A 20,985-nucleotide genomic window follows, 5' to 3' on the forward strand; every position below is an offset into this window, starting at 1 on the left:
TCTACCCTCCTATTCCCGCTAAAATAACTTCCAGTGTCTGTTCCATCGGATAGGCAAGCACAGCCGGATAAACTCCGATGACTACGATTAATAACACCAATGTAAACAGGGAGCCGACTTCCCATCCTTTGACGTCGGCCATGTCGCCAAAGCGCTCCTTGAGCGGACCAAAAGTGGTTTTTAAGCAAGCGCGCAACGTATACGCCGCCGCCAGCACCAATCCTAGTGCCCCCACTGCGGCCACAACCGGACGTTCTTGAAACAATCCCAAGAAAGCCATGAATTCACTGATGAATCCTGACAATCCCGGTAACCCCAACAAAGCCATCCCCCCGAACAAAAGCAAACCCGACAGGATCGGCATCGGCTTGGCAAGGCCTCCGAGTTCGTTAAGCTCCGTCGTTTTGGTCCGCTCATACAGGCTACCGACGATGAAAAAGAGCAAGGCCGAAATCAACCCATGGGACACCGATTGGAACACTGCCCCCTTCAAGCCGGCCTCATTCATCGCCGCCAAACCGAACAGAATGATGCCCATGTGGCTAACACTGGAATAAGCCAGCACCCGTTTCAGCTCCGTCTCCACAAAGGCCAAAATGGCTCCATACAGGATATTCACCAATCCCAATACGGCCAACACCGTTGCCACCTGATCCATCAATCCGGGAAAGAAGCCGACGCCAAAGCGAATCAGCCCGTAGGCGCCCATTTTCAATAATACGCCAGAATGGATCATCACCACTGGAGTAGGAGCCTCGACATGCACCCGCAACATCCAGGAGTGGAAAGGGAACATCGGAAGCTTGATTGCGAACGCCACGATCAGCGAAATAAAAATCAACCAAACCAAGCTTACCTGTTGCGGTTCCAACAGATGGAGCTGTTTAACCAGCTCGCCTGCCTGTTGCTGAATGGTTGCATAATCCAGTGAACCCGATACCAAGAGCAAACCGATCATGGCAAACAGCAGAAAGCCAGAGCCTAGCCCGTTGTAGAGCAAGAAGTGGTTAGCTGCTTTCTCCCGTCCCAGGAAGCCCCAGATACCGATCAAGAAAAATGCCGCAATCAACGTCACTTCAAAGAAGATAAAGAACAAGAAGAAGTTGGCGGACAGAAACACCCCGTTCATCCCGACAAGCAACAGCAACAACAACGTGTAATAAGCTTTGGTACGCTGTTTCACATACACGGAAGCAATGGCAGCCAATGTGGCAACCAGGCAGGTCAGCACCACCAGCGGCATCGACAGGCCATCTACTCCCATGCTGTAATTGAACAAAAGCTTGGTCGCCGGAGCTTGCCGATTGATCAAGTCCAGCGGAATGTCAAACCACGGTATCGACTGTGCCCATTGTAGCCCTTGCTTCAATGGGTCAAACCGCCCAAACATCACCAACGCCAGCACCAATGACGGCAAGGTTCCCGCAATTCCCACAATGCGATGGGCGCGTGATTTGTCTTGTGGCAAGAAAAGCAAAACAACGAGGCCGATCAAGGGCGCGAAAGTGATGAGTGTCGGCAGTGCGTTTAACCATTGGGTCATTGGAACAACCTCCCCGCTGTCAAGCCGACGAATAATAGGACAAGTCCGATCACGCTAATCAAGGCATACGTTTGCGCCTGACCTGTCTGCAACCGGGAACCAAGGCCGCCGATCGCCGACATAAACCAGCCGCTCAAGTGGACAAGACCACCGATCACAAATCGATCCCAGCCGTTGAGCACCCAGCCGAACCCTTTGAGCGGCCAGACAACCAACACTTGGTAGAACTCATCCACATAATATTTGCGCAACACCAGCCGATGAAGCCATGGTACGGCTTTTGCCCACTTGGCGGCATCCCATTTGCGCACCCCGTACATCATCGTTGCCAAGCCTATTCCCAAGACAGACACCAAAATGGCCACCACCGGCAACCAGAGCGGGACTCCCGTCTTAGCCGATCCAGGCGCCAGCCAATGGTCAAACCAGTGTCCGGGCAGATTGGCCAAACCGCTTGCCGTCGCCATAACCGCCAGCACAGCGAGTGGCGCCATCATCACGGTAGGCACGGCTTTGGTCTGGGCCTGGCCGCGACTTTCACCCGCAAAAGCAAGGAAAAAGAGGCGGAACATGTAAAACGCAGTGAAGAACGCCGCCAGCAAGCCGATGGCAAACAAATCCATTCTTCCTGCCTGATAAACGGCCGCCAGAATTTCATCTTTGGAGAAAAATCCGGCAAACGGAGGAATCCCTGCAATCGACAGACAGCCGATCAAAAACCACACACCCAGCCAGCGATGGGTTTTCCACAATCCCCCCATCTGGCGGAGATCCTGTTGATGGCCAAACGCGGTGATGACCGCCCCAGCCGCCAAAAACAACAGTGCTTTAAAGAATGCATGTGTGGTCAAATGAAACACGCCTGCCGTATAACCCGCCGAGCCGAGCGCCAGCATCATGTAGCCCAACTGGCTCACCGTGGAGTAAGCCAACACGCGTTTGATATCGGTTTGCGCAATCCCGATGGTAGCGGCAAACAGTGCTGTAAATCCGCCAACATAAGCCACTACGTCCATGGCTAAGTCCGACGCCGCAAACAGAAAAAAGAGATTGGCTACCAAGTACACACCTGCAGCCACCATCGTCGCGGCGTGGATCAGCGCACTGACCGGTGTAGGGCCCTCCATCGCATCGGGCAACCAGGTATGGAGTGGGAATTGGCCCGATTTGCCCACAGCACCGACAAAAATCAGAATGGCGACCAATGACAGCCAGCCTTCGTTCAGTTGTCCGCTGCTCACCGCCTTCGCCAGCGCATCCACTTCAAAACTGCCCACACGCCAGAAAATCAGACAGATGGCGATAAACAAGCCGATGTCTCCGATCCGCGTAACAATGAACGCCTTTTTGGCAGCCTTTTTGGCCTCCGGTTTCATATACCAAAAGCCGACCAACAAGAATGAACAAACCCCGACCAATTCCCAGAAAACATAAATCTGCAACAGATTGGCTGACATCACTAAGCCAAGCATCGAACAAGTAAACCAGGACAAATAGGCGTAAAAGACATGAAACCGCGCATCAGCATGCATGTAACCGTAGGAGTAGATCTGAACCAATAAGCTGACACTGGTCACGATCAACAGCATCAATACTTGCAAAGGTCCCAACGTCACGGACAACTGGACCATCTGGTCTTCGATGGATAACCAAGGGAACTGCCATGCCAACGGCGGCCCTCCCATCGCGCTGTTCCATACCAGGGGCAGCGTCAACAGAAAGGAGAGCCCGGTCGCCACGATCCCCATTCCCGCTATGACGGGTTTCGACCATTTCTTGCCCATGAGCAGAAACAGAAAGGCGAGAAAAGAAAAGAGGGGAATCAGCAAAGCAACATTTGTGCCCATATTGAATCCTTCCTTCTTTTGTTCTGATAGAGAAAGTATTTTGCATTCTTACCGTGCAAACGGCGTATTTCGGACAATCAGCCTTTCATCGAATTGTAACGGTCCGCTTCAGCCGTTTCGCGGTTGCGGTACAATGCGATAAGAATAGCGAGACCAACAGCGGCTTCCGCGGCCGCCACAGTGATGGTAAACAAGGTGAAAACTTGACCGGTTACTCCCGGGAACAATCCGTATTTGGAAAAAGCGACGAGATTGATGTTTGCCGCGTTGAGCATCAATTCGATCGAAAAGAGCACCAGCACGGCATTGCGCTTGGTAAGCACGCCATATAAGCCAATGACGAAGAGAATTGCTGCTAAAGCCAAGTAAGAAGTAAGTGTAAGCGTCATTTTTTCCCCTCCCTCTTGGCCAAGATTACGGCCCCCACCAAAGCCACCAGCAGCAGCACCGATGTCAATTCAAACGGGATGACGTATTGTTTAAACACACTTTCCCCCAATTGCCCCACGGTGGTCGCTACCTTTTGGGGCGGGCTGAGCAGTGGAGATCGGTAAATAACCCAAATGAGCAAACCGAACAACGCCCCAGTCGCGCAAAAACTGATGATGCTGTGCCAGGAGCTAATGGATGGTTGCTCTTCCTCTTTATGCTTGGTCAGCATGATGCCGAACAGCATGAGAATCGAAACCGCACCCGTATATATGAGAATCTGGATAACCGCCAGAAACTCCGCTTCCAGCAACAAGTAGATCCCCGCAATACTGAAAAAAGTAAATGCCAGCGACAAAGCCATGTGAATGACGCGAGTAGCATTAATCATGAAAACGGCTCCGCAGATTGCCATGACTGACAGGATGAAAAACGCGATGAACTCGCCGGAAAACTGAAAACTCATTTTGCTTTTCCCCCTGCTTTCGGCATAAGATTGGTGCTGTTTTCCGAACGGATGTGGGTGTTGTTGTTGTGGAGCCAGTTTAAATCCTTAAACAACTCATCCCGGCTGTACACCGCCAATTCGAAGTTGTTTGTCATCACAATCGCTTCCGTCGGGCACACTTCTGTACACAAATCGCACAAGATGCAAATTTCAAAATTGATGTCGTAGGTATCGATGACTTTGCCCTTTTGTTCCGGATCTGGATGCTTCTTGCCCGTCAACGTGATGCAATCCGTCGGGCAGATGCGCGCACATTGGTTGCAGACAATGCATTTTTCAGGATCAAAATGCTGAATTCCGCGAAAGCGATCTGGCATGACCAGCGGCTCATCCGGATACTTGTAGGTGACTTTGGGTTTGGTCATATTTTTTAGGGTAATGCCTAACCCTTTAACCAGTCCTAACATCGCCAATCACCTTCCCGTTTAATAGAATTTCCCCAAAAAGGGGACTTCTTTTAACAGCGCCGTCACCAGGATGTTTAACAGTGCCAGCGGCAATAACACTTTCCAAGCAAATTGCATCAGCTGGTCGACACGAATCCGCGGAAACGTCCCTCTCAACCAGATGAGGAAGAATACGATAAACCCGAATTTCAAAACAAACCACACGATCGGTGGGATAAAAGTAAGGCCGAACGGTGCATTCCAGCCACCCAAATAAAGCACAGTGGTCAAAGAAGCCATCGCAAACATATACACATATTCCGTCAACATGAAGAAGGCGAAGCGGAATCCCGAATATTCCACATGATAACCGGCCACCAACTCCGACTCCGCTTCCGGGAGGTCAAACGGGGTTCGGTTCAATTCCGAGATGGACGCGATCAAAAAGACGACGAACCCGATCGCCTGCGGGAAGATGAACCAGACCTCTTTTTGCGCCTCCACAATCTCGTTCAGGTTGAGCGATCCCACCGTCATGATGATGCCCACCACCGACATCACCAGCGGAATCTCATAACTGATCATTTGCGCCGCAGAACGCATCCCGCCTAAAAGCGCGTATTTGTTATTTGAAGACCAACCGCCGACCAAGATCGCAATGATGGTCACGCTGGACAAGGCCAGATAATACAAAAGTCCCACCGCAAAATCGGCAAATTGGATAGTATCGGTAAAAGGAATCACCGCCAGGATGGCAAACGCCGGAATAAACGCCAGCGCGGGGGCGAGCTTAAACAGGGCCAAGTCCGCCTTTTTCGGTGTAACATCCTCTTTGAGAAGCAGTTTGAGTACGTCAGCGACGGTCTGCAACAGCCCCCACGGCCCCACACGATTTGGCCCGATGCGGCCTTGTATCCATCCAAGCACTTTCCGCTCAAAAAAGATTGCGTATGTAACAAACCCCAACACGATCAAGAGCAAGATCACCGGACCCAACACCAGCCACGGATTCATCAGCCGTCCACCTCCCCAAGCACGATGTCGATCCCGCCTAAGATGGCGACCAAGTTGGAGATGTTTTGGCCCTTTAACAACTCAGGCAAAATCTGCAAATTGTAAAACGAAGGGCGTCGGAACTTCAGGCGCCAAGGCTTATCCTTGCCTTTGCTGACAATATGGCAACCCAACTCTCCCCGCGGCGACTCAATCCCCACGTAAACCTCACCTTCCGGTACCCGAAGCACACGTGGTACCTTGCCCATAATCTTACCCTCAGCGGGAAATGCGTTCACCGCCTGTTGCAAGATATTGAGCGACTCCACCACCTCATTCATGCGGCACATGTACTTCTCATACAAGTCACCCGTTTTGCCCACAGGCACATTAAATGTAAATCGATCATAGATCGAATACGGCTGTTTTTTGCGAAGGTCCCAATCGACCCCCGTCACCCGCAAATTGGCTCCGGACAATCCGTAATCCAATGCCATCTTGCGGTCATAAACGCCGACTCCTTTGGTGCGCTGCTTGAAGATCTCATTGCCGGAAATCAACCCATGGTACTCCACCATCTGTTTTTGCATGTATTCAACAAAGCTTCCCACTTTGTCAATCCATCCAGGGGGAGCATCCCATTTCACACCGCCCACGCGCATGTAGTTGTAGGTGAGACGCGCTCCGCACAATTCATTAAACAAATCCAAAATCTGTTCGCGGTCGCGGAATGCGTATAAAAACGGGCTTAGCGCTCCGATGTCCAACAGGTAGGTTCCCATCCAGACCAAATGGCTGGCAATGCGGTTCAGTTCCATCACAATCACGCGCAAAAACTCCGCTCGCTCAGGAACTTCCAATCCCATCAACCGTTCGGTCGCATGCACAATTGCATAGTTGTTGGTCATCGCCGACACATAATCGAGACGGTCAGTATACGGAATGATTTGCGTATAATTTAGATCCTCAGCCAACTTTTCCGTTCCACGGTGCAAATAACCGATCACCGGCTCCGCGTCCACAATCGATTCCCCATCGATTTTAACCACCAAGCGCAGCACTCCGTGCGTACTCGGGTGTTGCGGGCCGACGTTCAATAACATCTCTTCTGTTCGAAGCAAAGGTTACACCTCCTTATCCAGTGGTTCATAATCTTTGCGAAGTGGATGACCAACCCAATCGTCCGGGAGCAAGATGCGCCGCAAATCGGAATGACCGGTGAAATGTATCCCCATCAAGTCATACGCCTCACGCTCATTCCAACCCGCCGCGGCCCACACATCAGAGACGGTCGGCAACACCGCTTCCTCCCTGTCCACCTTGACGCGAACAGCCACTTGATGTTGGTGTGCAAACGATACCAGCTGATAACACACTTCCAGATGCGTCTCATAATCCACACTGGAGAGATTGCGCATGTAATCAAACGCCAGCGACTTGTCTTCTTTCAAGAATCGGGCAACTTTGCTCCAATGTGCCCGGTCGATTACCAAAGTGGGGATATGCCCGCTGGGGCGGTTAATATATGCTTCCACCACCGCTTCCGGATGGCAACCTTCCTTGATTCGGGCGACAAATTGTTCCAACAGCGGTTGCATTGGAGAGGGCTCCTCCGGCTTCTTTTCTTCCGCTTTCTTGGCTGCCGGACGAGGTCTGGCGCCGGACGCCGGTCGGGCTCGCCCTGTCGGAGTTGCTTTGGCTTTTCCTTGGGCCTCTTCTCCGGTCTTCCCTCCAGCTGCGGGAGTCCCTTGATCCGCGTTGGCTTCGGTCCCCTTTGCTTCCGTCTCGTTCATGCCTTGGCCGGTTTCCGGTTTGTTGTTTTTATCCCCTTGTTCGCTCATTGACTGGTCACCCTCTTCCCATGCTTGGCCTCATAGCGAATTTTCTCCTGCAATTTGTGGATGCCGTAGATCAATGCCGCCGGATTGGGTGGGCAACCGGGGATGTATACGTCCACAGGCACGATCTGATCGACTCCCTTCACCACAGCGTAAGATTTGACGTAAGGTCCACCCGCCGTCGCGCAGGAACCCATGGCGATCACCCATTTGGGCTCAGGCATCTGGTCATAAAGCCGGCGCAACAAGGGGGCCATCTTTTTGGTGACAGTTCCCGCTACAATCATCACATCCGACTGACGGGGTGAAGCGCGGAAAAACACGCCAAAACGGTCTAGATCATAGTGCGAACCGCCTGTACCCATCATCTCGATCGCACAGCATGCAAGTCCAAATGTCAGCGGCCACATGGAGTTGGAGCGCGCCCAAGCCTTTACCTGCTCCAAGCTGGTGAACAAGACGTTTCTTTCCAACTCCTGTTGCTCAAACGGCGTCATCTGTTCAAAATTTACTCCCATTCCAACACCTTCTTTTTCCAAGCGTAAGCCAAACCCAGCACCAGGAAGAAAATGAAGATCAACATTTCCACAAGAATAAACAGTCCCACATCCGAGCGAAGGGCATCATAACTGACCGCCCACGGATACAGGAAAACAGCTTCCACATCAAATATCACAAACAGCAACGCAAACAAGTAGTACCGGACGTTAAACTGAACCCAGCTGTCACCCTTGGGATCCACACCGCTCTCATATGTGATCGCCTTATCAGGGGTGGGATTGTGCGGACGAAGCACGCGTCCCAGCGACAAGGCCACAATCGGCAACGCGATGCCGATCAAAAGGAAGATAGCGAGTTGCAGGTGGGTGGGATCAAGCGCCATATTTATCCCTCCTAGCAGAAAATGAAGGAGACGGATCTGTCATCCGTCTGTAAAAACGCTTACATCAATCAAATTCGGGCAGGGGATTCCTCCTAAAAAGCGCCCCGCGAACACTTCCCTCACTTCGAGGTTCCCCACGGGCCTGACAACCCCTCAGGGAAGCCTGCCACAGCATGTGATTCCCTTCTGCCACAGCGCAAAAAAAGGGGGGGCACCCACCCTGCTCCAAAAAAAGCAATCGCGCCTAACAAATCAAACAAACTTCACTCTGGACACCTTCTATCGCACGCTTGGAGAAGATGCCCGTGGGCGCAACACCTCATCCCATTCTCTTTACTAGCCCATCGGTACTCATTGGGAAATGATGTTTCCGCCGCCTCTCATGCGTCAATCGGACTTGTCAGACACGCCACAGTGTCAGGCGCATTCATATATAAAACTTAAAGAGATACATAAAAAATAGCCCGTTTCTATTGTTTGATTATACAACACTTTCCTAATTGTGAGAAGGTTGACGAAAACGACGAAAAATTGTCCCATTTTCTACATTGACGAAATGCCGTTCCTCGCTTGGGCCTGGTCACTCCTAACATAAGCAAATATTCCCTCATTTATGCCGAAAGAAAAGCAGAATGGACAGCAACTCCTTGCCTTGGCACCCTCTTTACATTCATCATTACCTAAACAACGTCCACGCTTCCCCCTATGTTTTCAGGGTAAAAAAAAGAGGACTTTAGCTTCACTAAAATCCCCTCCAATAGCACAGCGACTTTTATTAAGCGCTACGCCAATTATACGCCGGCCGACTTAGCTAAGATCGTCACTTTGTCAGGGCGCACTTCAATAAATCCGCCACTGACAGAAATGACCTCTTCCGAACCGTCTTTTTTAATGCGCACCGTATCCCCTTTGAGCGGGCTGACAAAGGGGGCGTGTTTTGGGAGAATCCCAACATCCCCATTCGCAGCACGGGTGATGACCATTTCTACTTGTTCTGAGTAGACGACCTTTTCAGGTGTCACAATGTCCAACTGAATTTTGCTCATGTGGGCGTCCTGCTACTCCCTCGGGTGTCATCTTGGCATCAGCCAAGCGACGCACCCCGTAGCAGTGATTCACCTCCCCATCTCGAGTTGAGGCTAGCTAAGAAAACTGCCTGGCAGAAACCCGATTCCTCTCCGCCAGGCAGAATGTTATGGTTTAACGGGTGTAACCCATCGATTTCGCTTTTTCGATCGCGTCGTCAATGGTTCCCACCATGTAGAACGCATCTTCTGGCAGATCGTCGTGTTTGCCTTCCAACAGCTCTTTGAAGCTGCGAACCGTTTCTTTCACAGGCACATACACACCTGGTTGGCCGGTGAATTGCTCAGCCACGTGGAAGTTTTGAGAAAGGAATTTCTCTACTTTCCGCGCACGGGCTACCAGTTGTTTGTCTTCATCAGACAACTCATCCATACCCAAGATCGCGATGATGTCTTGGAGTTCTTGGTAGCGTTGCAGGATTTGCTGTACGCCGCGAGCTACACGGTAATGCTCTTCCCCGACTACGTCTGGGGTCAGAATACGAGAAGTGGATGCCAATGGGTCTACCGCCGGATAGATCCCTTTTTGGGTCAGACGGCGCTCCAAGTTGGTGGTCGCATCCAAGTGAGCGAAGGTGGTCGCCGGAGCCGGATCGGTATAGTCGTCCGCCGGTACATAAATCGCTTGAACCGATGTGATCGAACCGGTTTTGGTAGATGTGATCCGCTCTTGCAATTGACCCATTTCCGTAGCCAAGGTCGGTTGGTAACCTACCGCGGAAGGCATGCGGCCCAACAGCGCAGACACCTCAGAACCTGCTTGTGTAAAGCGGAAAATGTTATCTACGAACAACAGCACGTCTTGCCCTTCGCTGTCACGGAAATGCTCAGCCATGGTCAAGCCAGTCAAAGCCACGCGCATCCGCGCACCCGGCGGCTCGTTCATCTGACCGAAGACCATCACCGTTTTGTTGATTACACCAGAATCTTTCATCTCATGGTACAGGTCGTTCCCTTCACGGGTACGCTCCCCTACCCCTGCGAATACAGACAAACCGCCGTGCTCTTGAGCAACGTTGTTGATCAATTCTTGGATAAGTACGGTTTTCCCTACACCCGCACCACCAAACAGACCAATCTTACCACCTTTTGCATATGGGCAAAGCAAGTCAACGACTTTAATACCCGTTTCCAACATTTCCGCTTGGGTGGATTGATCCTCAAAGCTCGGTGCCGGACGGTGAATGGGCAGGTATTCGTCTGAAACGACCGGACCCGCTTCGTCGATCGGTTCACCCAATACGTTGAATACACGTCCCAATCCCGGACGGCCTACCGGAACGCTGATCGGCTTACCTGTATCAACCGCTTCCATGCCGCGAACCAATCCGTCGGTGGAAGCCATCGCTACTGTACGAACAATATTGTCACCCAAGTGAATGGCAGCTTCTAACACCAGTTCACTTCCATCGTTACGTCTAACTTTAATCGCGTTATAAATCTCAGGCAATTGGCCGCTTTCAAATTGCACGTCCACAACCGGGCCCATTACCTGAAGCACACGTCCAGTGCTCATCTCGTTCCCTCCTTAAACTGCATTTACATCTATCAAAACGGGATGGCCAACCCGCTAATCGTTGTTTCGTTCAACTCATCGCTTCTTCTATTCCAGCGCAGCCGCCCCACCGACGATCTCCGCAATCTCTTGCGTAATTGCCGCTTGCCGTGCCCGGTTGAATTGCAACTTCAGCGATTCGATCATTTCCGTAGCATTGTCGGTCGCATTGCTCATCGCGTTCATCCGAGCAGCGTGTTCACTCGCTTTACCATCTAAAAGAGCGCTATAGATAAGTGCTTCTGCATAACTTGGAAGCAGAGTGGACAACACCTCTTCTTGGGATGGCTCATACTCGTAAATGGTTTTTCCAGTTTGGCTGGATCCCGCCAAGTCATCCCCAGCCAGCGGCAACAAGCGTTTTTCCGTCGGACGCTGAACCACTGGGTTAACAAACTCATTGTACAAGAGGTACAGCTCATCAAACTTCTCTTCTGCATAGAAACGAACGGCTTGCTCCGCAATTTCTTTCACATCGGCAAACGTTGGCGAATCGGGCAAGCCTGTCACTTCATTGATGACAGGGTAATTGCGTTTGCGTAGGAAATCGCGTCCTTTGCGCCCGATCACAAAGATCACGTACTCATCTTTGCTTTGGTGGCGCTTGTTCAGAGCAGACACCAGCATACGCAACAGGTTGGAGTTGTAGCCGCCAGCTTGGCCGCGATCCGAAGTGATGATCAGATAACCGGTTTTTTTGATCGGACGGGAAACGAGCATCGGGTGGTTGGCATTTGCCGTATTTTGAGCGATGTTGATGATCACATCGCGCAACTTCTCCGCATATGGACGCGCCGCCTGCGCTTGCTCCTGTGCGCGGCGAAGTTTGGCCGCAGATACCAGTTTCAACGCTTTGGTCGTCTTTCTGATATCCTCTTTAGCTTTAATGCTCCGCTTAATGTCCCGCATCGATTGTCCCATGTGTTCACCGCCTTTCTGTTGCCGATCGTTCGTCGAGCCGCCGCTTTCTTACACGTGAGCGGCTCAACCGAGCGCCGGCAGTGAAAACTTGTCTTCCTGCTTAATTAGATGCCACAAAATTTTTTTTGAACGCAGCAATCGCTTCGAGCAGTTTCTTCTCGTTGTCTTCCTTCAGCTCTTTCTTATCAACGATGTCTTTCAGCACATCTTGATGGTTCGCATCAAGGAAAGCGTGGAACTCCGCTTCGAAACGGCGAACGTCTTCAACCGCGATCTCATCCAAATGGCCTTTGGTTACCAGGTAGAGAGAGACTACTTGTTTCTCAACGGACAGCGGTTCATGCTCACCTTGTTTCAAGATTTCTACAACGCGTTTCCCGCGCTCCAGCTTCGCCATGGTCGCTTTATCCAAGTCAGAACCGAATTGCGCAAACGCCGCCAACTCGTAGTATTGGGACAAGTCCAGCCGCAATGTACCGGACACTTTTTTCATCGCTTTGATTTGTGCAGATCCACCTACGCGGGATACGGAAGTACCTACGTTTACCGCCGGGCGCACACCGGAGTGGAACAGGTTGGACTCCAAGAAGATTTGTCCGTCGGTGATGGAGATCACGTTCGTTGGAATATAAGCGGAGATGTCACCCGCTTGGGTTTCAATGAACGGCAGGGCTGTCAACGATCCGCCACCGCGCTCATCGGAAAGTTTCGCTGCACGCTCCAAAAGGCGGGAGTGCAGGTAGAATACATCCCCGGGATACGCTTCACGGCCTGGCGGACGACGGAGCAACAAAGACAGCTCACGGTATGCAGCCGCTTGTTTGGACAAGTCATCGTATACGCAGAGTACATGTCCGCCGTTGTACATGAAGTATTCACCCATCGCACATCCGGCATACGGAGCCAAGAACAACAACGGAGCCGGGTCAGATGCGCCAGCCACAACGACGATGGTGTACTCAAGAGCACCAAAACGACGCAACTTCTCTACCACTTGCGCGACGGTAGAAGCCTTTTGGCCGATCGCCACGTAAACACAGACCATGTCCTTGCCTTTTTGGTTGATGATGGTATCAAGCGCCACCGAGGTTTTACCGGTTTGGCGGTCGCCGATGATCAGCTCGCGCTGACCGCGACCGATCGGAACCATGGAGTCAATCGCTTTGATCCCGGTTTGCAACGGCTCATGTACCGATTTACGGTCAATAACGCCAGGTGCTTCCGACTCGATCGGACGGAATTCAGTCGTTTCGATCGGACCTTTACCATCCAGTGGCTGTCCGAGCGGGTTTACAACGCGACCCAACAGTGCTTTACCTACTGGTACTTCCATCAGGCGACCCGTGCGTTTCACTTGGTCTCCTTCACGAATATCTTGATATGGGCCCAAGATAACGATACCTACGTGGTTTTCTTCCAAGTTCAGCGTCATACCCATCACACCATTGCTGAACTCAACCAGCTCACCAGCCATGGCATTTTGCAGGCCGTGCGCGCGGGCAATACCGTCCCCGACATTGATAACGGTGCCTACATCGGTCACTTCGACTTCGGCACGGTAATTTTTGATCTGCTCTTTAATAAGGGAGCTGATCTCTTCCGGTTTAATGCTCATAATGGTTCACCCCAATCTTTCCGTCTGTATGTTCTATCCGATTCTGCCCAGCTTCAACCCATCCTGAAAACGGGCCAACTTCGTCTTCAGGCTTCCGTCAAACAACCGGTCGCCCACTTGCACGATCACACCGCCCAGGATGTCGGAATCAACTTTTTCGGTAATTTTAATCTTCTTGCCAATAATCGGTTCAAACGCTTGAACGATCTCCGCCTTATTCTCCTCGGTGAGGGGGAACGCGGTCGTCACTTGCGCTTCAGCAATCCCTCTCGCTTCGTTGGCCAACTCATTAAACGCTTGCGCCAGGTCGAACACGATGTTCTCGCGGCGACGGTCAGCCAATACGTACAAGAGGTTCTTCGTGTATTGGTTCACATCCGCGAACAGTTTGTCAAACACTTCACGCTTCTGGGCGGAGGAAGTGGAAGGATGGCCTACCCACGCCACCAGCTCAGGGGAAGCGTTAAATGTTGCCGTCACTTTTTTTAAATCTCGCTCCACGCCATCCAAGCATTTCTGTTCTGCGGCGACCTCAAACAATGCTTTGGCGTATCGCTTCGCTACTACCGAGCTGGTCATTGCACTCTGCCTACCTGCTCGAGATAACGACCCACCAGCTCAGCTTGGGCTTTGCTATCCAGTTCTTTCTCGATCAACTTGGATGCGAGCTGAACGGACAGGGCACCCACTTCATCGCGCAAACTGGCAAGCGCTTTTTCTTTCTCGCGTTGAATTTCATTGGTCGCCTCTTTGATCATGCTCTCAGCGCGCTCTTGCGCTTTGGCGATGATCTCTTCCGCTTCACGCTCTTTTTGCGCTTTGGCGCGTTCGATGATCTCTTTCGCCTCTAGGCGGGCTTTTTCCAGCGCTTCGCGTTGCTCTTTGATGAGATCCTCCGCTTCTTTGCGGCTTTTCTCAGCAGCCTTGATCTGGCCGTCAATGTGCTCTTGACGTTGCCTCATGGTGTTCAGCATTGGACGAAGAGCGTATTTGGAAACGAGCAGCATTAAAATGATAAATGCGATAAGCTGGAATACCATCGTACCCCATTCAATACTTAACACTTGATTCACTCCCTTCAGACTTGCGGGAACTTGTGTATGCAAATTACGAATAAAAGGCTTAATCATAAGCAGACGGGGAATAGAAAAACATATTCCCCGTCATTGCATTGGTGAAGACATTAGCCGATGATGCCGAGTACAGCCATGATGCCGAAAGCAACTGCGATAATTGGCAACGCCTCTACCAAAGCGATCCCGATGAAGGTTTGGGTGAACAGCATACCACGAACTTCAGGTTGACGAGCAATCCCTTCCAGATAGCGTCCAAACACCCAAGCGTTACCAAATGCACCCGCGATAGCGGCAAAAGACAACATGATAGCACCAGCAATAATCGTCAAATCCATAATAAAATCCTCCTTAAAAATTAAATCAATTTTTGAGTCGTTGATTAATGGTCGTCAGCCAACTTTTGTGACATGTATACAATGGCCAACACTGTAAATACGTACGCTTGCACCGTTCCGACAAAGACCGAGTACGCCAACCATACGATCAGCGGTGCTCCGGTCAAGAACCCGCCTTTGAGCAACACGATGATCAGAATCTCACCGGCAAAGATGTTCGCCCATAGACGCAAGCCGTGTGTGACGGGCTTAGCGACTTCATCGATGATGTGGAGCGGGAACATCCAAGAGAATGGTTGGAAATAATGGGATGCGTACTTCTTGGGTGACTTTCTGATCCCCAGGAAGTGAGCGACAATCGTGATTGCTAAAGCCATCGCAATCGGCACGTTGATGTCAGCAGTCGGTGATTTCCACCAAGCGTAGGCATTATGATGCTCCGCTTCCTTGCCCGCTTCACCATGATGCTCTCCCGCTGCTTCAATTCCCAGGAAAGGTATGGGTTCATGGTGTTCGGTCACCACGTTAAACATGAGTCCCATCTGATTCGCGATAAAAATGAACAAAAAGAGCGTGAAAGCAAAGCCATAAAAGCGTTCGCTTGTTTTGGCATCCATGTTGGAACGGACAATACCCTGGGTGAACTCAATGATCATTTCCACAAAGTTTTGCATACCCGTCGGAACCATTGCCAAGCGGCGAGTGGCCAACATGGCGATGAGGAATACTAGGATGCAACAAATCGTCGTGGTGATCATCACAGTCACGTCCAGCTTTACTTGCAAACCCATTAAGTCAAACACTAGCTTTGGTGTTTTTTCCATGTATCCAGCTTCACCCCTTTCCTGACGTGGTTCGGAGTTTTCGAACCTCCCAAAACTCCAATACAATGATGAGTATATAGCAGATTGGCAACCCCACGACAATCGTGCGGACATCAAAATGCATCGGATATTTGAAAGCGACGAGTATCGCAAGGGCAACCATGAGATAACGATTGATCATGCCTGTTCCTCTATGTCTGGTGGAACCAGTCGCTAAAGTCGTCTCTCCTGCCAGGCGCACTTTACGCGCCATATACAAGACGTTATACAGACTGACCAACAAGCCAAGGCCTGCTCCAGCGACCATTTTCTTATACGGAGTAAGTAACCATAGGACTAAGAGTAACGCGAGGAATCCGGCTGTGAGGATCACCACTCGTCGGCGAATGGTATGCAATGGATCCATGAGGAGTTCATTCCTTCACAAATGCTTTCAAAGTGAAAAAAGCAGTGATAAAACCGCTTCCAAGCCCGACCAACACACCTGCGAGGAGCAAAAATGGTTTGGTGCCCCACAAGGCATCCAATTTGTTCCCCACCCAAGCCCCGCCCACAGTCAACAACACGATCTCCGTGCCAATTGAACTGACCAACGCGGCAATGCGCCACAGATTCGTGTCATTTTTCATGAAAAACCCCCATATGTAGGAAGGATTTCAGAAAAGGGCAGACAGCTTCCGGTTGCTTGGAATTCGTTCGGAGAATCTTAGGAAAACTTCCCTTTCCCCTGCCTATAGTAACGAAGCCTCATCCTTTTTGTCAACGTTTTCTCAAAAACATATGTGACAAAAAAGTCGTTATTTTGAAAAACGGCTTTCTGTTACTGCATTTTTATGGGTTTTGACGCCATCATAGAACAAGTCATTCACCATTTCACTATTGACATATGAACAGACGTTGTTCTCAACATCGCGTCATAAACAACCAGATCCGATTGCAGATTCCCATGCTAGAGCGATCCAACAGGTCAAATGGATAGATGCGGCTTCAACCCCCTTAAGGTCGCTCATGCGCGGGGGCACAGGCAAACGCATGTTGCGAATTGACCGCGGGCCCCGGCGCCGCCTTGTTATTATTTGGTGCCGAACAGCCGATCTCCTGCATCACCCAATCCTGGGATGATATAACTTTTTTCGTCCAGCTTCTCATCAATGGCTGCCACATAAATGTCTACATCCGGATGATCTTTTTGCACTCTGTCCACACCTTCCGGCGCCGCGATCAGGCACATCAGCTTGATCTGTTTCGCGCCCATTTCCTTCAGGATGCGAATCCCGGCCGATGCCGATCCCCCCGTAGCCAGCATCGGGTCGATCACGATCAGTTCCCGTTCACCGATATCGGATGGCATTTTTGAATAGTACTGCACTGGTTCCAATGTCTCCGGATCGCGGTACAGGCCGAGATGCCCCACTTTGGCAGCTGGAATCAATTTCAAAATGCCGTCTACCATCCCCAATCCTGCACGCAGAATCGGCACTAGCCCCAGCTTTTTCCCTTCCAAGACTTTGCACTTCGCCTTGGCTACTGGTGTTTCCACTTCCACTTCTCTAAGCGGCATATCCCTTGTGATCTCATAAGCCATCAGTGCGGAAACTTCATCCACCAACTCGCGGAATTCTTTGGTTCCGGTGTGCTTGTCCCGAATAAATGTGAGCTTGTGCTGGATAAGTGGATGATCGAATACATAAACATTCCCCATGTTAGCGCCCTTCTTTCTGTCTTGAATGTCTTCGAATTTTGTTCCCATGATAGTTAACCATAAGGTTCCCCGCGAGACAACCTTTTCTTAGATTATTATTGCCACATGTTGGGTTAAATTTCCCACGGTGCAAAAAAAGCCCTGGAAGAGGGTGCGCTACGCCACCTGTCTACACACACGAAAACCCCGAGAGCACTTGGCTCCCAGGGCTGCTCCGCTTTTTTTATTTGTTCGGGTACAGAGGATATGCACCTGTCAATTTGGCTACACGTTGTTTTGCTTCTTCATGCTTCGCTTGGTCTTCGGGGTGTTTCAAGGTCAGCGCGATGATCGCGGCAATCTCTTCCATCGCTTCCACACCCATGCCACGGCTGGTGACCGCCGCCGTCCCGATGCGGATTCCGCTGGTGACAAACGGTTTTTCCGGATCGAATGGAATCGCGTTTTTATTGCAGGTGATGCCCACTTCATCCAAGAGGTGCTCCGCTTTTTTCCCGGTCAAGCCCAAGTTGCGGACATCGATGAGCACCAGGTGGTTGTCGGTACCGCCAGAAATGAGTTCCAGGCCATGCCCTCTGAGCGATTCAGCCAAGCGTTCAGCGTTGTCCACCACCGCTTGGGAATAAGACTTGAACTCATCGGACAACGCTTCGCCGAGGGCGACAGCTTTTGCGGCGATGATATGCATGAGTGGCCCGCCTTGGACACCGGGGAAGATCGATTTGTCGATCACTTTGGCAAATTCTTCCTTGCAAAGGATCATCCCGCCGCGCGGACCGCGCAATGTCTTATGGGTGGTGGTGGTCACAAAGTCAGCATACGGCACAGGGTTTGGGTGATGGCCCGTCGCCACGAGGCCGGCGATGTGAGCCATATCCACCATCAACCGCGCCCCCACTTCGTCAGCAATCTCTCTGAAGCGGGCAAAATCGATTTGGCGCGGATAGGCACTTGCCCCGGCTACAATCAGCTTCGGTTTGTGCTCAAGTGCCATCTGGCGCACTTCTTCATAGTTGATTCGATGCGTCTCTTTATCAACGCCGTATGCAACAAATTTATACAGCTGGCCGGAGAAGTTGACCGGGCTGCCATGGGTCAAATGGCCGCCGTGCGCCAAGTTCATGCCCAATACGGTATCACCTGGTTCCAACACCGCAAAGTACACAGCCATATTGGCTTGCGCCCCTGAATGAGGCTGCACATTGGCATGATCGGCACCAAACAGTTGTTTGGCCCGTTCCCGCGCCAGATCTTCCACCACATCCACGTGTTCGCAACCGCCGTAATAACGTTTGCCAGGATATCCTTCCGCATATTTATTGGTCAATACCGTTCCCATCGCTTCCATTACCGCTTCAGAAACGAAATTTTCAGAAGCGATGAGTTCGATTTTGTCCCGTTGGCGGCGCAACTCGTTGGTAATTGCCTCAGCCACTTGTGGGTCTTTCCGCTTTAACTGTTCCATTCAACCTGCCCCCTCGAATAAAAAACTTAACATTCCAATCCTCATTTTAACAGATCTTTCGGTTTTAAGGAGACACTTTTTCAATTTCCCGTACATAAACTGCCCGTGCGCCACCAATTAGCTTTGGACGGGTTTTGGCCATGGTCACATGCGCGCCGCCGATCGTTTTCCGCCCAGGACGAACCGGCACAGCCACCGGCTTGAGATGCATGCCAATGAGCGTGTCACCGATGTCGATCCCAGCATCAGCTTGAATCGATTCCACCAACACCGCGTCAGCTAAATGCCGAAAAGCATAAGCAGCCATCGCGCCACCTGCGTGGCGGACAGGTACCGCCATCACTTCCTGCCAACCGAACCGCTCTGCCACTGCTCGCTCGACGACAAGTGCTCGGTTCAGGTGTTCGCAACATTGAAAAGCCAAATGAAAACCGACTTCTTGTTGCACCTCCCGCATGCCTGCAAACAAAGCCGCGGCTATCTCGTCACTCCCTTGCGAACCGATCCGATGCCCGGCCACTTCGCTCGTGCTCACTCCCAGGACCACCACATGCTTGTCCGTCAAACCGGCAGCCGCCACCAGCTCGCGCATGGCATCTTTCATTTCTGCGGACAGCCGTTCCATTCCGTTCACGACTGGAGAGCCCCTTCCAATTCGTGGATCTTTTGCACGCGGCGGGCATGCCGATCCCCTTGGAATTCAGAAGTTAGCCACACTCGCACAATCGAGCGGGCCAAATCGGGGCCAACAACGCGCTCCCCAAGGGCCAAAATGTTGGCGTTGTTGTGTTCGCGGCTCATGCGAGCGGAAAATTCATCACTCACCACTGCACAGCGAATGCCTTTGACTTTGTTAGCGGCAATGGACATGCCAATGCCGGTTCCGCAGATCAGGATACCCAAGTCATATTCACCGCTAGCCACCTTTTCCGCGACCGGACGTGCATAATCTGGATAATCGACAGAAGTCGCACAGTCACAGCCAACATCGCTGTAATGGATGCCCATTTCATCCAGCAAATCCTTGATTTCTTGCTTCAACCGAAGGCCGCCGTGGTCGGAGCCAAGTAGTATACGCATGTTTATTCCTCCTTTGGAAACATCCATCCCCAGTATAACGCAGTGCTTCCCCTGCTGGCGCTTTGAATTGGGCGTTCCTATCCGGTCATTCCCTCCATTTGGCCACGATCGCCTCGATCGCCGCCTCGATCTCCCCGGCGCATGCCCGGTATTCTTCTACCGATCCACCATAGGGGTCGGCGATGTCCTGCTGTAATGCCATCTGTTTCAATTCCCGCAATAACCGTTCTTCCTCAGCCAGCAGCGGGCCCACTTCTTTCATCCACGCTTCTTCTGCTTCTTTTGGCCAAGGCTCGTCCGCTTTGAGTGAAAACCTGCTTTGTACCGCCGCCCGATGGCTTTCCATCTCCGCATATAACCGATCCAACGCTTGATGTACCGAAACCTGCTCTGAACCACCGAAAGCGTATTCTTTTAACGTGAAAATTTTATCCACGCTCTCGGGGAAATCGTGGATGATAAACGATTTGTGCTGTGCGGTCATCGTCAAGATCACATCAGCCCACGCCACCAACTCCTTGCACAGCGGGGTTGATGCATGGCAATGAGCGATCCCCTTCTCTTCCAACACCTGGGTCGCCTGCTCCGACGCCGCAGCTCCGTCCAACGCCGATATCCCAGCCGATTTCACATCCACATCCAGCCGCTCCCGCTCAACCCACTTCCGCAACAGCGCTTCGGCCATCGGGCTTCGGCAAGTGTTTCCGGTACAGACAAACAACACCTTACGCACATTTATTCACCTCGCTTCCACCTATTCTCGCACGCCCGGGGGCAACCGGACATCTCATTTCGGCCATCGCGCCAGCGCATTTGCAACTTTGCGTCCCGCGTCTCTTTGCCGACGAGACTAGTGGATAAACTTATTTTAATTAAAAATAAACATCCTTATCATCTACT

24 protein-coding genes and 1 pseudogene are annotated in these 20,985 nt (G+C 51.5%); all 25 read right to left on the minus strand.

Annotated features, from left to right (window positions below; genetic code table 11):
* Position 1 precedes the first annotated feature (1 nt).
* The 25 genes and pseudogenes from NYR52_RS15830 to NYR52_RS15950 all read right to left on the minus strand — a co-directional run bounded on the left by NYR52_RS15830 (position 2) and on the right by NYR52_RS15950 (position 20,818).
* The gene (locus NYR52_RS15830; protein ID WP_259436019.1) at positions 2–1,543 is read right to left on the minus strand and encodes a complex I subunit 4 family protein; all 1,542 of its coding nucleotides are present in this window, start codon (positions 1,541–1,543) and stop codon (positions 2–4) included.
* Complete coding sequence (nuoL, locus tag NYR52_RS15835) at positions 1,540–3,390, minus strand: NADH-quinone oxidoreductase subunit L (protein WP_259436020.1); 1,851 nt, start codon at positions 3,388–3,390, stop codon at positions 1,540–1,542. Before nuoL ends, NYR52_RS15830 begins: the two co-directional genes overlap by 4 nt.
* Before the next feature lie 77 nt (positions 3,391–3,467).
* Positions 3,468–3,779 carry an NADH-quinone oxidoreductase subunit NuoK gene (gene nuoK, locus NYR52_RS15840; protein WP_022737397.1) on the minus strand — a complete coding sequence of 104 codons (312 nt, stop codon included), beginning with the start codon at positions 3,777–3,779 and terminating at the stop codon, positions 3,468–3,470.
* On the minus strand, positions 3,776–4,285 hold the full coding sequence (locus tag NYR52_RS15845; RefSeq protein ID WP_259436021.1) for an NADH-quinone oxidoreductase subunit J: 510 nt from the start codon (positions 4,283–4,285) through the stop codon (positions 3,776–3,778). The genes nuoK and NYR52_RS15845 overlap by 4 nt, the downstream gene beginning before the upstream one ends.
* On the minus strand, positions 4,282–4,734 hold the full coding sequence (nuoI, locus tag NYR52_RS15850) for an NADH-quinone oxidoreductase subunit NuoI (RefSeq protein ID WP_132221721.1): 453 nt from the start codon (positions 4,732–4,734) through the stop codon (positions 4,282–4,284). Before nuoI ends, NYR52_RS15845 begins: the two co-directional genes overlap by 4 nt.
* Before the next feature lie 18 nt (positions 4,735–4,752).
* Positions 4,753–5,727, minus strand: coding sequence for an NADH-quinone oxidoreductase subunit NuoH (gene nuoH / locus NYR52_RS15855; protein WP_102993639.1), 975 nt, complete (start codon positions 5,725–5,727; stop codon positions 4,753–4,755).
* Positions 5,727–6,827, minus strand: a complete 1,101-nt coding sequence (locus NYR52_RS15860) for an NADH-quinone oxidoreductase subunit D (RefSeq protein WP_132221723.1) — start codon at positions 6,825–6,827, stop codon at positions 5,727–5,729. The genes nuoH and NYR52_RS15860 overlap by 1 nt, the downstream gene beginning before the upstream one ends.
* Before the next feature lie 3 nt (positions 6,828–6,830).
* The gene (locus NYR52_RS15865) at positions 6,831–7,547 is read right to left on the minus strand and encodes an NADH-quinone oxidoreductase subunit C (protein ID WP_132221725.1); all 717 of its coding nucleotides are present in this window, start codon (positions 7,545–7,547) and stop codon (positions 6,831–6,833) included.
* Complete coding sequence (locus NYR52_RS15870; protein ID WP_022737391.1) at positions 7,544–8,062, minus strand: NuoB/complex I 20 kDa subunit family protein; 519 nt, start codon at positions 8,060–8,062, stop codon at positions 7,544–7,546. The genes NYR52_RS15865 and NYR52_RS15870 overlap by 4 nt, the downstream gene beginning before the upstream one ends.
* A complete protein-coding gene (locus NYR52_RS15875) occupies positions 8,053–8,427 on the minus strand; it encodes an NADH-quinone oxidoreductase subunit A (RefSeq protein WP_022737390.1) in 375 nt (124 codons plus the stop codon). Before NYR52_RS15875 ends, NYR52_RS15870 begins: the two co-directional genes overlap by 10 nt.
* Positions 8,428–9,227: 800 nt before the next feature.
* Positions 9,228–9,473 (minus strand): annotated as a pseudogene (gene atpC, locus NYR52_RS15880) (ATP synthase F1 subunit epsilon); the annotation flags it as partial.
* Between the two features lie 154 nt (positions 9,474–9,627).
* Complete coding sequence (gene atpD, locus NYR52_RS15885; RefSeq protein WP_022737388.1) at positions 9,628–11,028, minus strand: F0F1 ATP synthase subunit beta; 1,401 nt, start codon at positions 11,026–11,028, stop codon at positions 9,628–9,630.
* 87 nt (positions 11,029–11,115) lie between these two features.
* Entirely contained in the window at positions 11,116–11,988 is an 873-nt protein-coding gene (gene atpG, locus NYR52_RS15890; RefSeq protein WP_132221727.1) for an ATP synthase F1 subunit gamma, read from the minus strand.
* Between the two features lie 100 nt (positions 11,989–12,088).
* Positions 12,089–13,603, minus strand: a complete 1,515-nt coding sequence (gene atpA, locus NYR52_RS15895; RefSeq protein ID WP_132221729.1) for a F0F1 ATP synthase subunit alpha — start codon at positions 13,601–13,603, stop codon at positions 12,089–12,091.
* A 33-nt stretch (positions 13,604–13,636) separates the two neighbouring features.
* On the minus strand, positions 13,637–14,182 hold the full coding sequence (locus tag NYR52_RS15900; RefSeq protein WP_132221731.1) for a F0F1 ATP synthase subunit delta: 546 nt from the start codon (positions 14,180–14,182) through the stop codon (positions 13,637–13,639).
* Positions 14,179–14,667: a F0F1 ATP synthase subunit B gene (gene atpF, locus NYR52_RS15905; RefSeq protein ID WP_246026905.1), complete on the minus strand. Its 489-nt coding sequence runs from the start codon at positions 14,665–14,667 to the stop codon at positions 14,179–14,181. The genes NYR52_RS15900 and atpF overlap by 4 nt, the downstream gene beginning before the upstream one ends.
* Before the next feature lie 119 nt (positions 14,668–14,786).
* Positions 14,787–15,014, minus strand: coding sequence for a F0F1 ATP synthase subunit C (atpE, locus tag NYR52_RS15910; protein WP_022737383.1), 228 nt, complete (start codon positions 15,012–15,014; stop codon positions 14,787–14,789).
* Positions 15,015–15,058: 44 nt separating this feature from the next.
* The gene (gene atpB / locus NYR52_RS15915; RefSeq protein ID WP_132221733.1) at positions 15,059–15,838 is read right to left on the minus strand and encodes a F0F1 ATP synthase subunit A; all 780 of its coding nucleotides are present in this window, start codon (positions 15,836–15,838) and stop codon (positions 15,059–15,061) included.
* A gap of 10 nt (positions 15,839–15,848) precedes the next feature.
* Complete coding sequence (locus NYR52_RS15920; protein WP_022737381.1) at positions 15,849–16,244, minus strand: ATP synthase subunit I; 396 nt, start codon at positions 16,242–16,244, stop codon at positions 15,849–15,851.
* A gap of 7 nt (positions 16,245–16,251) precedes the next feature.
* The gene (locus NYR52_RS15925) at positions 16,252–16,467 is read right to left on the minus strand and encodes an AtpZ/AtpI family protein (RefSeq protein ID WP_022737380.1); all 216 of its coding nucleotides are present in this window, start codon (positions 16,465–16,467) and stop codon (positions 16,252–16,254) included.
* A 443-nt stretch (positions 16,468–16,910) separates the two neighbouring features.
* Positions 16,911–17,540, minus strand: coding sequence for a uracil phosphoribosyltransferase (gene upp / locus NYR52_RS15930; RefSeq protein ID WP_106341797.1), 630 nt, complete (start codon positions 17,538–17,540; stop codon positions 16,911–16,913).
* A gap of 223 nt (positions 17,541–17,763) precedes the next feature.
* Positions 17,764–19,005 carry a serine hydroxymethyltransferase gene (glyA, locus tag NYR52_RS15935; protein ID WP_259436022.1) on the minus strand — a complete coding sequence of 414 codons (1,242 nt, stop codon included), beginning with the start codon at positions 19,003–19,005 and terminating at the stop codon, positions 17,764–17,766.
* Positions 19,006–19,069: 64 nt separating this feature from the next.
* Positions 19,070–19,630 carry a TIGR01440 family protein gene (locus tag NYR52_RS15940; RefSeq protein ID WP_259436779.1) on the minus strand — a complete coding sequence of 187 codons (561 nt, stop codon included), beginning with the start codon at positions 19,628–19,630 and terminating at the stop codon, positions 19,070–19,072.
* Positions 19,631–19,635: 5 nt separating this feature from the next.
* Positions 19,636–20,085 carry a ribose 5-phosphate isomerase B gene (rpiB, locus tag NYR52_RS15945; protein WP_022737376.1) on the minus strand — a complete coding sequence of 150 codons (450 nt, stop codon included), beginning with the start codon at positions 20,083–20,085 and terminating at the stop codon, positions 19,636–19,638.
* A gap of 85 nt (positions 20,086–20,170) precedes the next feature.
* Complete coding sequence (locus NYR52_RS15950) at positions 20,171–20,818, minus strand: low molecular weight protein arginine phosphatase (protein ID WP_132221739.1); 648 nt, start codon at positions 20,816–20,818, stop codon at positions 20,171–20,173.
* Positions 20,819–20,985 lie beyond the last annotated feature (167 nt).

The organism is Laceyella sacchari (assembly GCF_024927925.1).
In the GTDB taxonomy this organism is placed as follows: Bacteria; Bacillota; Bacilli; order Thermoactinomycetales; family Thermoactinomycetaceae; genus Laceyella; species Laceyella sacchari.

Excerpts from the sequence above, each read along its gene's own strand:
- NYR52_RS15830 (WP_259436019.1), bottom strand. The coding sequence starts at position 1,543 with ATGACCCAATGGTTAAACGCACTGCCGACACTCATCACTTTCGCGCCC.
- nuoL (WP_259436020.1), bottom strand. The coding sequence starts at position 3,390 with ATGGGCACAAATGTTGCTTTGCTGATTCCCCTCTTTTCTTTTCTCGCC.
- nuoK (WP_022737397.1), bottom strand. The coding sequence starts at position 3,779 with ATGACGCTTACACTTACTTCTTACTTGGCTTTAGCAGCAATTCTCTTC.
- NYR52_RS15845 (WP_259436021.1), bottom strand. The coding sequence starts at position 4,285 with ATGAGTTTTCAGTTTTCCGGCGAGTTCATCGCGTTTTTCATCCTGTCA.
- nuoI (WP_132221721.1), bottom strand. The coding sequence starts at position 4,734 with ATGTTAGGACTGGTTAAAGGGTTAGGCATTACCCTAAAAAATATGACC.
- nuoH (WP_102993639.1), bottom strand. The coding sequence starts at position 5,727 with ATGAATCCGTGGCTGGTGTTGGGTCCGGTGATCTTGCTCTTGATCGTG.
- NYR52_RS15865 (WP_132221725.1), bottom strand. The coding sequence starts at position 7,547 with ATGAGCGAACAAGGGGATAAAAACAACAAACCGGAAACCGGCCAAGGC.
- NYR52_RS15870 (WP_022737391.1), bottom strand. The coding sequence starts at position 8,062 with ATGGGAGTAAATTTTGAACAGATGACGCCGTTTGAGCAACAGGAGTTG.
- NYR52_RS15875 (WP_022737390.1), bottom strand. The coding sequence starts at position 8,427 with ATGGCGCTTGATCCCACCCACCTGCAACTCGCTATCTTCCTTTTGATC.
- atpD (WP_022737388.1), bottom strand. The coding sequence starts at position 11,028 with ATGAGCACTGGACGTGTGCTTCAGGTAATGGGCCCGGTTGTGGACGTG.
- atpG (WP_132221727.1), bottom strand. The coding sequence starts at position 11,988 with ATGGGACAATCGATGCGGGACATTAAGCGGAGCATTAAAGCTAAAGAG.
- atpA (WP_132221729.1), bottom strand. The coding sequence starts at position 13,603 with ATGAGCATTAAACCGGAAGAGATCAGCTCCCTTATTAAAGAGCAGATC.
- NYR52_RS15900 (WP_132221731.1), bottom strand. The coding sequence starts at position 14,182 with ATGACCAGCTCGGTAGTAGCGAAGCGATACGCCAAAGCATTGTTTGAG.
- atpE (WP_022737383.1), bottom strand. The coding sequence starts at position 15,014 with ATGGATTTGACGATTATTGCTGGTGCTATCATGTTGTCTTTTGCCGCT.
- atpB (WP_132221733.1), bottom strand. The coding sequence starts at position 15,838 with ATGGAAAAAACACCAAAGCTAGTGTTTGACTTAATGGGTTTGCAAGTA.
- NYR52_RS15920 (WP_022737381.1), bottom strand. The coding sequence starts at position 16,244 with ATGGATCCATTGCATACCATTCGCCGACGAGTGGTGATCCTCACAGCC.
- NYR52_RS15925 (WP_022737380.1), bottom strand. The coding sequence starts at position 16,467 with ATGAAAAATGACACGAATCTGTGGCGCATTGCCGCGTTGGTCAGTTCA.
- upp (WP_106341797.1), bottom strand. The coding sequence starts at position 17,540 with ATGGGGAATGTTTATGTATTCGATCATCCACTTATCCAGCACAAGCTC.
- glyA (WP_259436022.1), bottom strand. The coding sequence starts at position 19,005 with ATGGAACAGTTAAAGCGGAAAGACCCACAAGTGGCTGAGGCAATTACC.
- NYR52_RS15940 (WP_259436779.1), bottom strand. The coding sequence starts at position 19,630 with ATGGAACGGCTGTCCGCAGAAATGAAAGATGCCATGCGCGAGCTGGTG.
- rpiB (WP_022737376.1), bottom strand. The coding sequence starts at position 20,085 with ATGCGTATACTACTTGGCTCCGACCACGGCGGCCTTCGGTTGAAGCAA.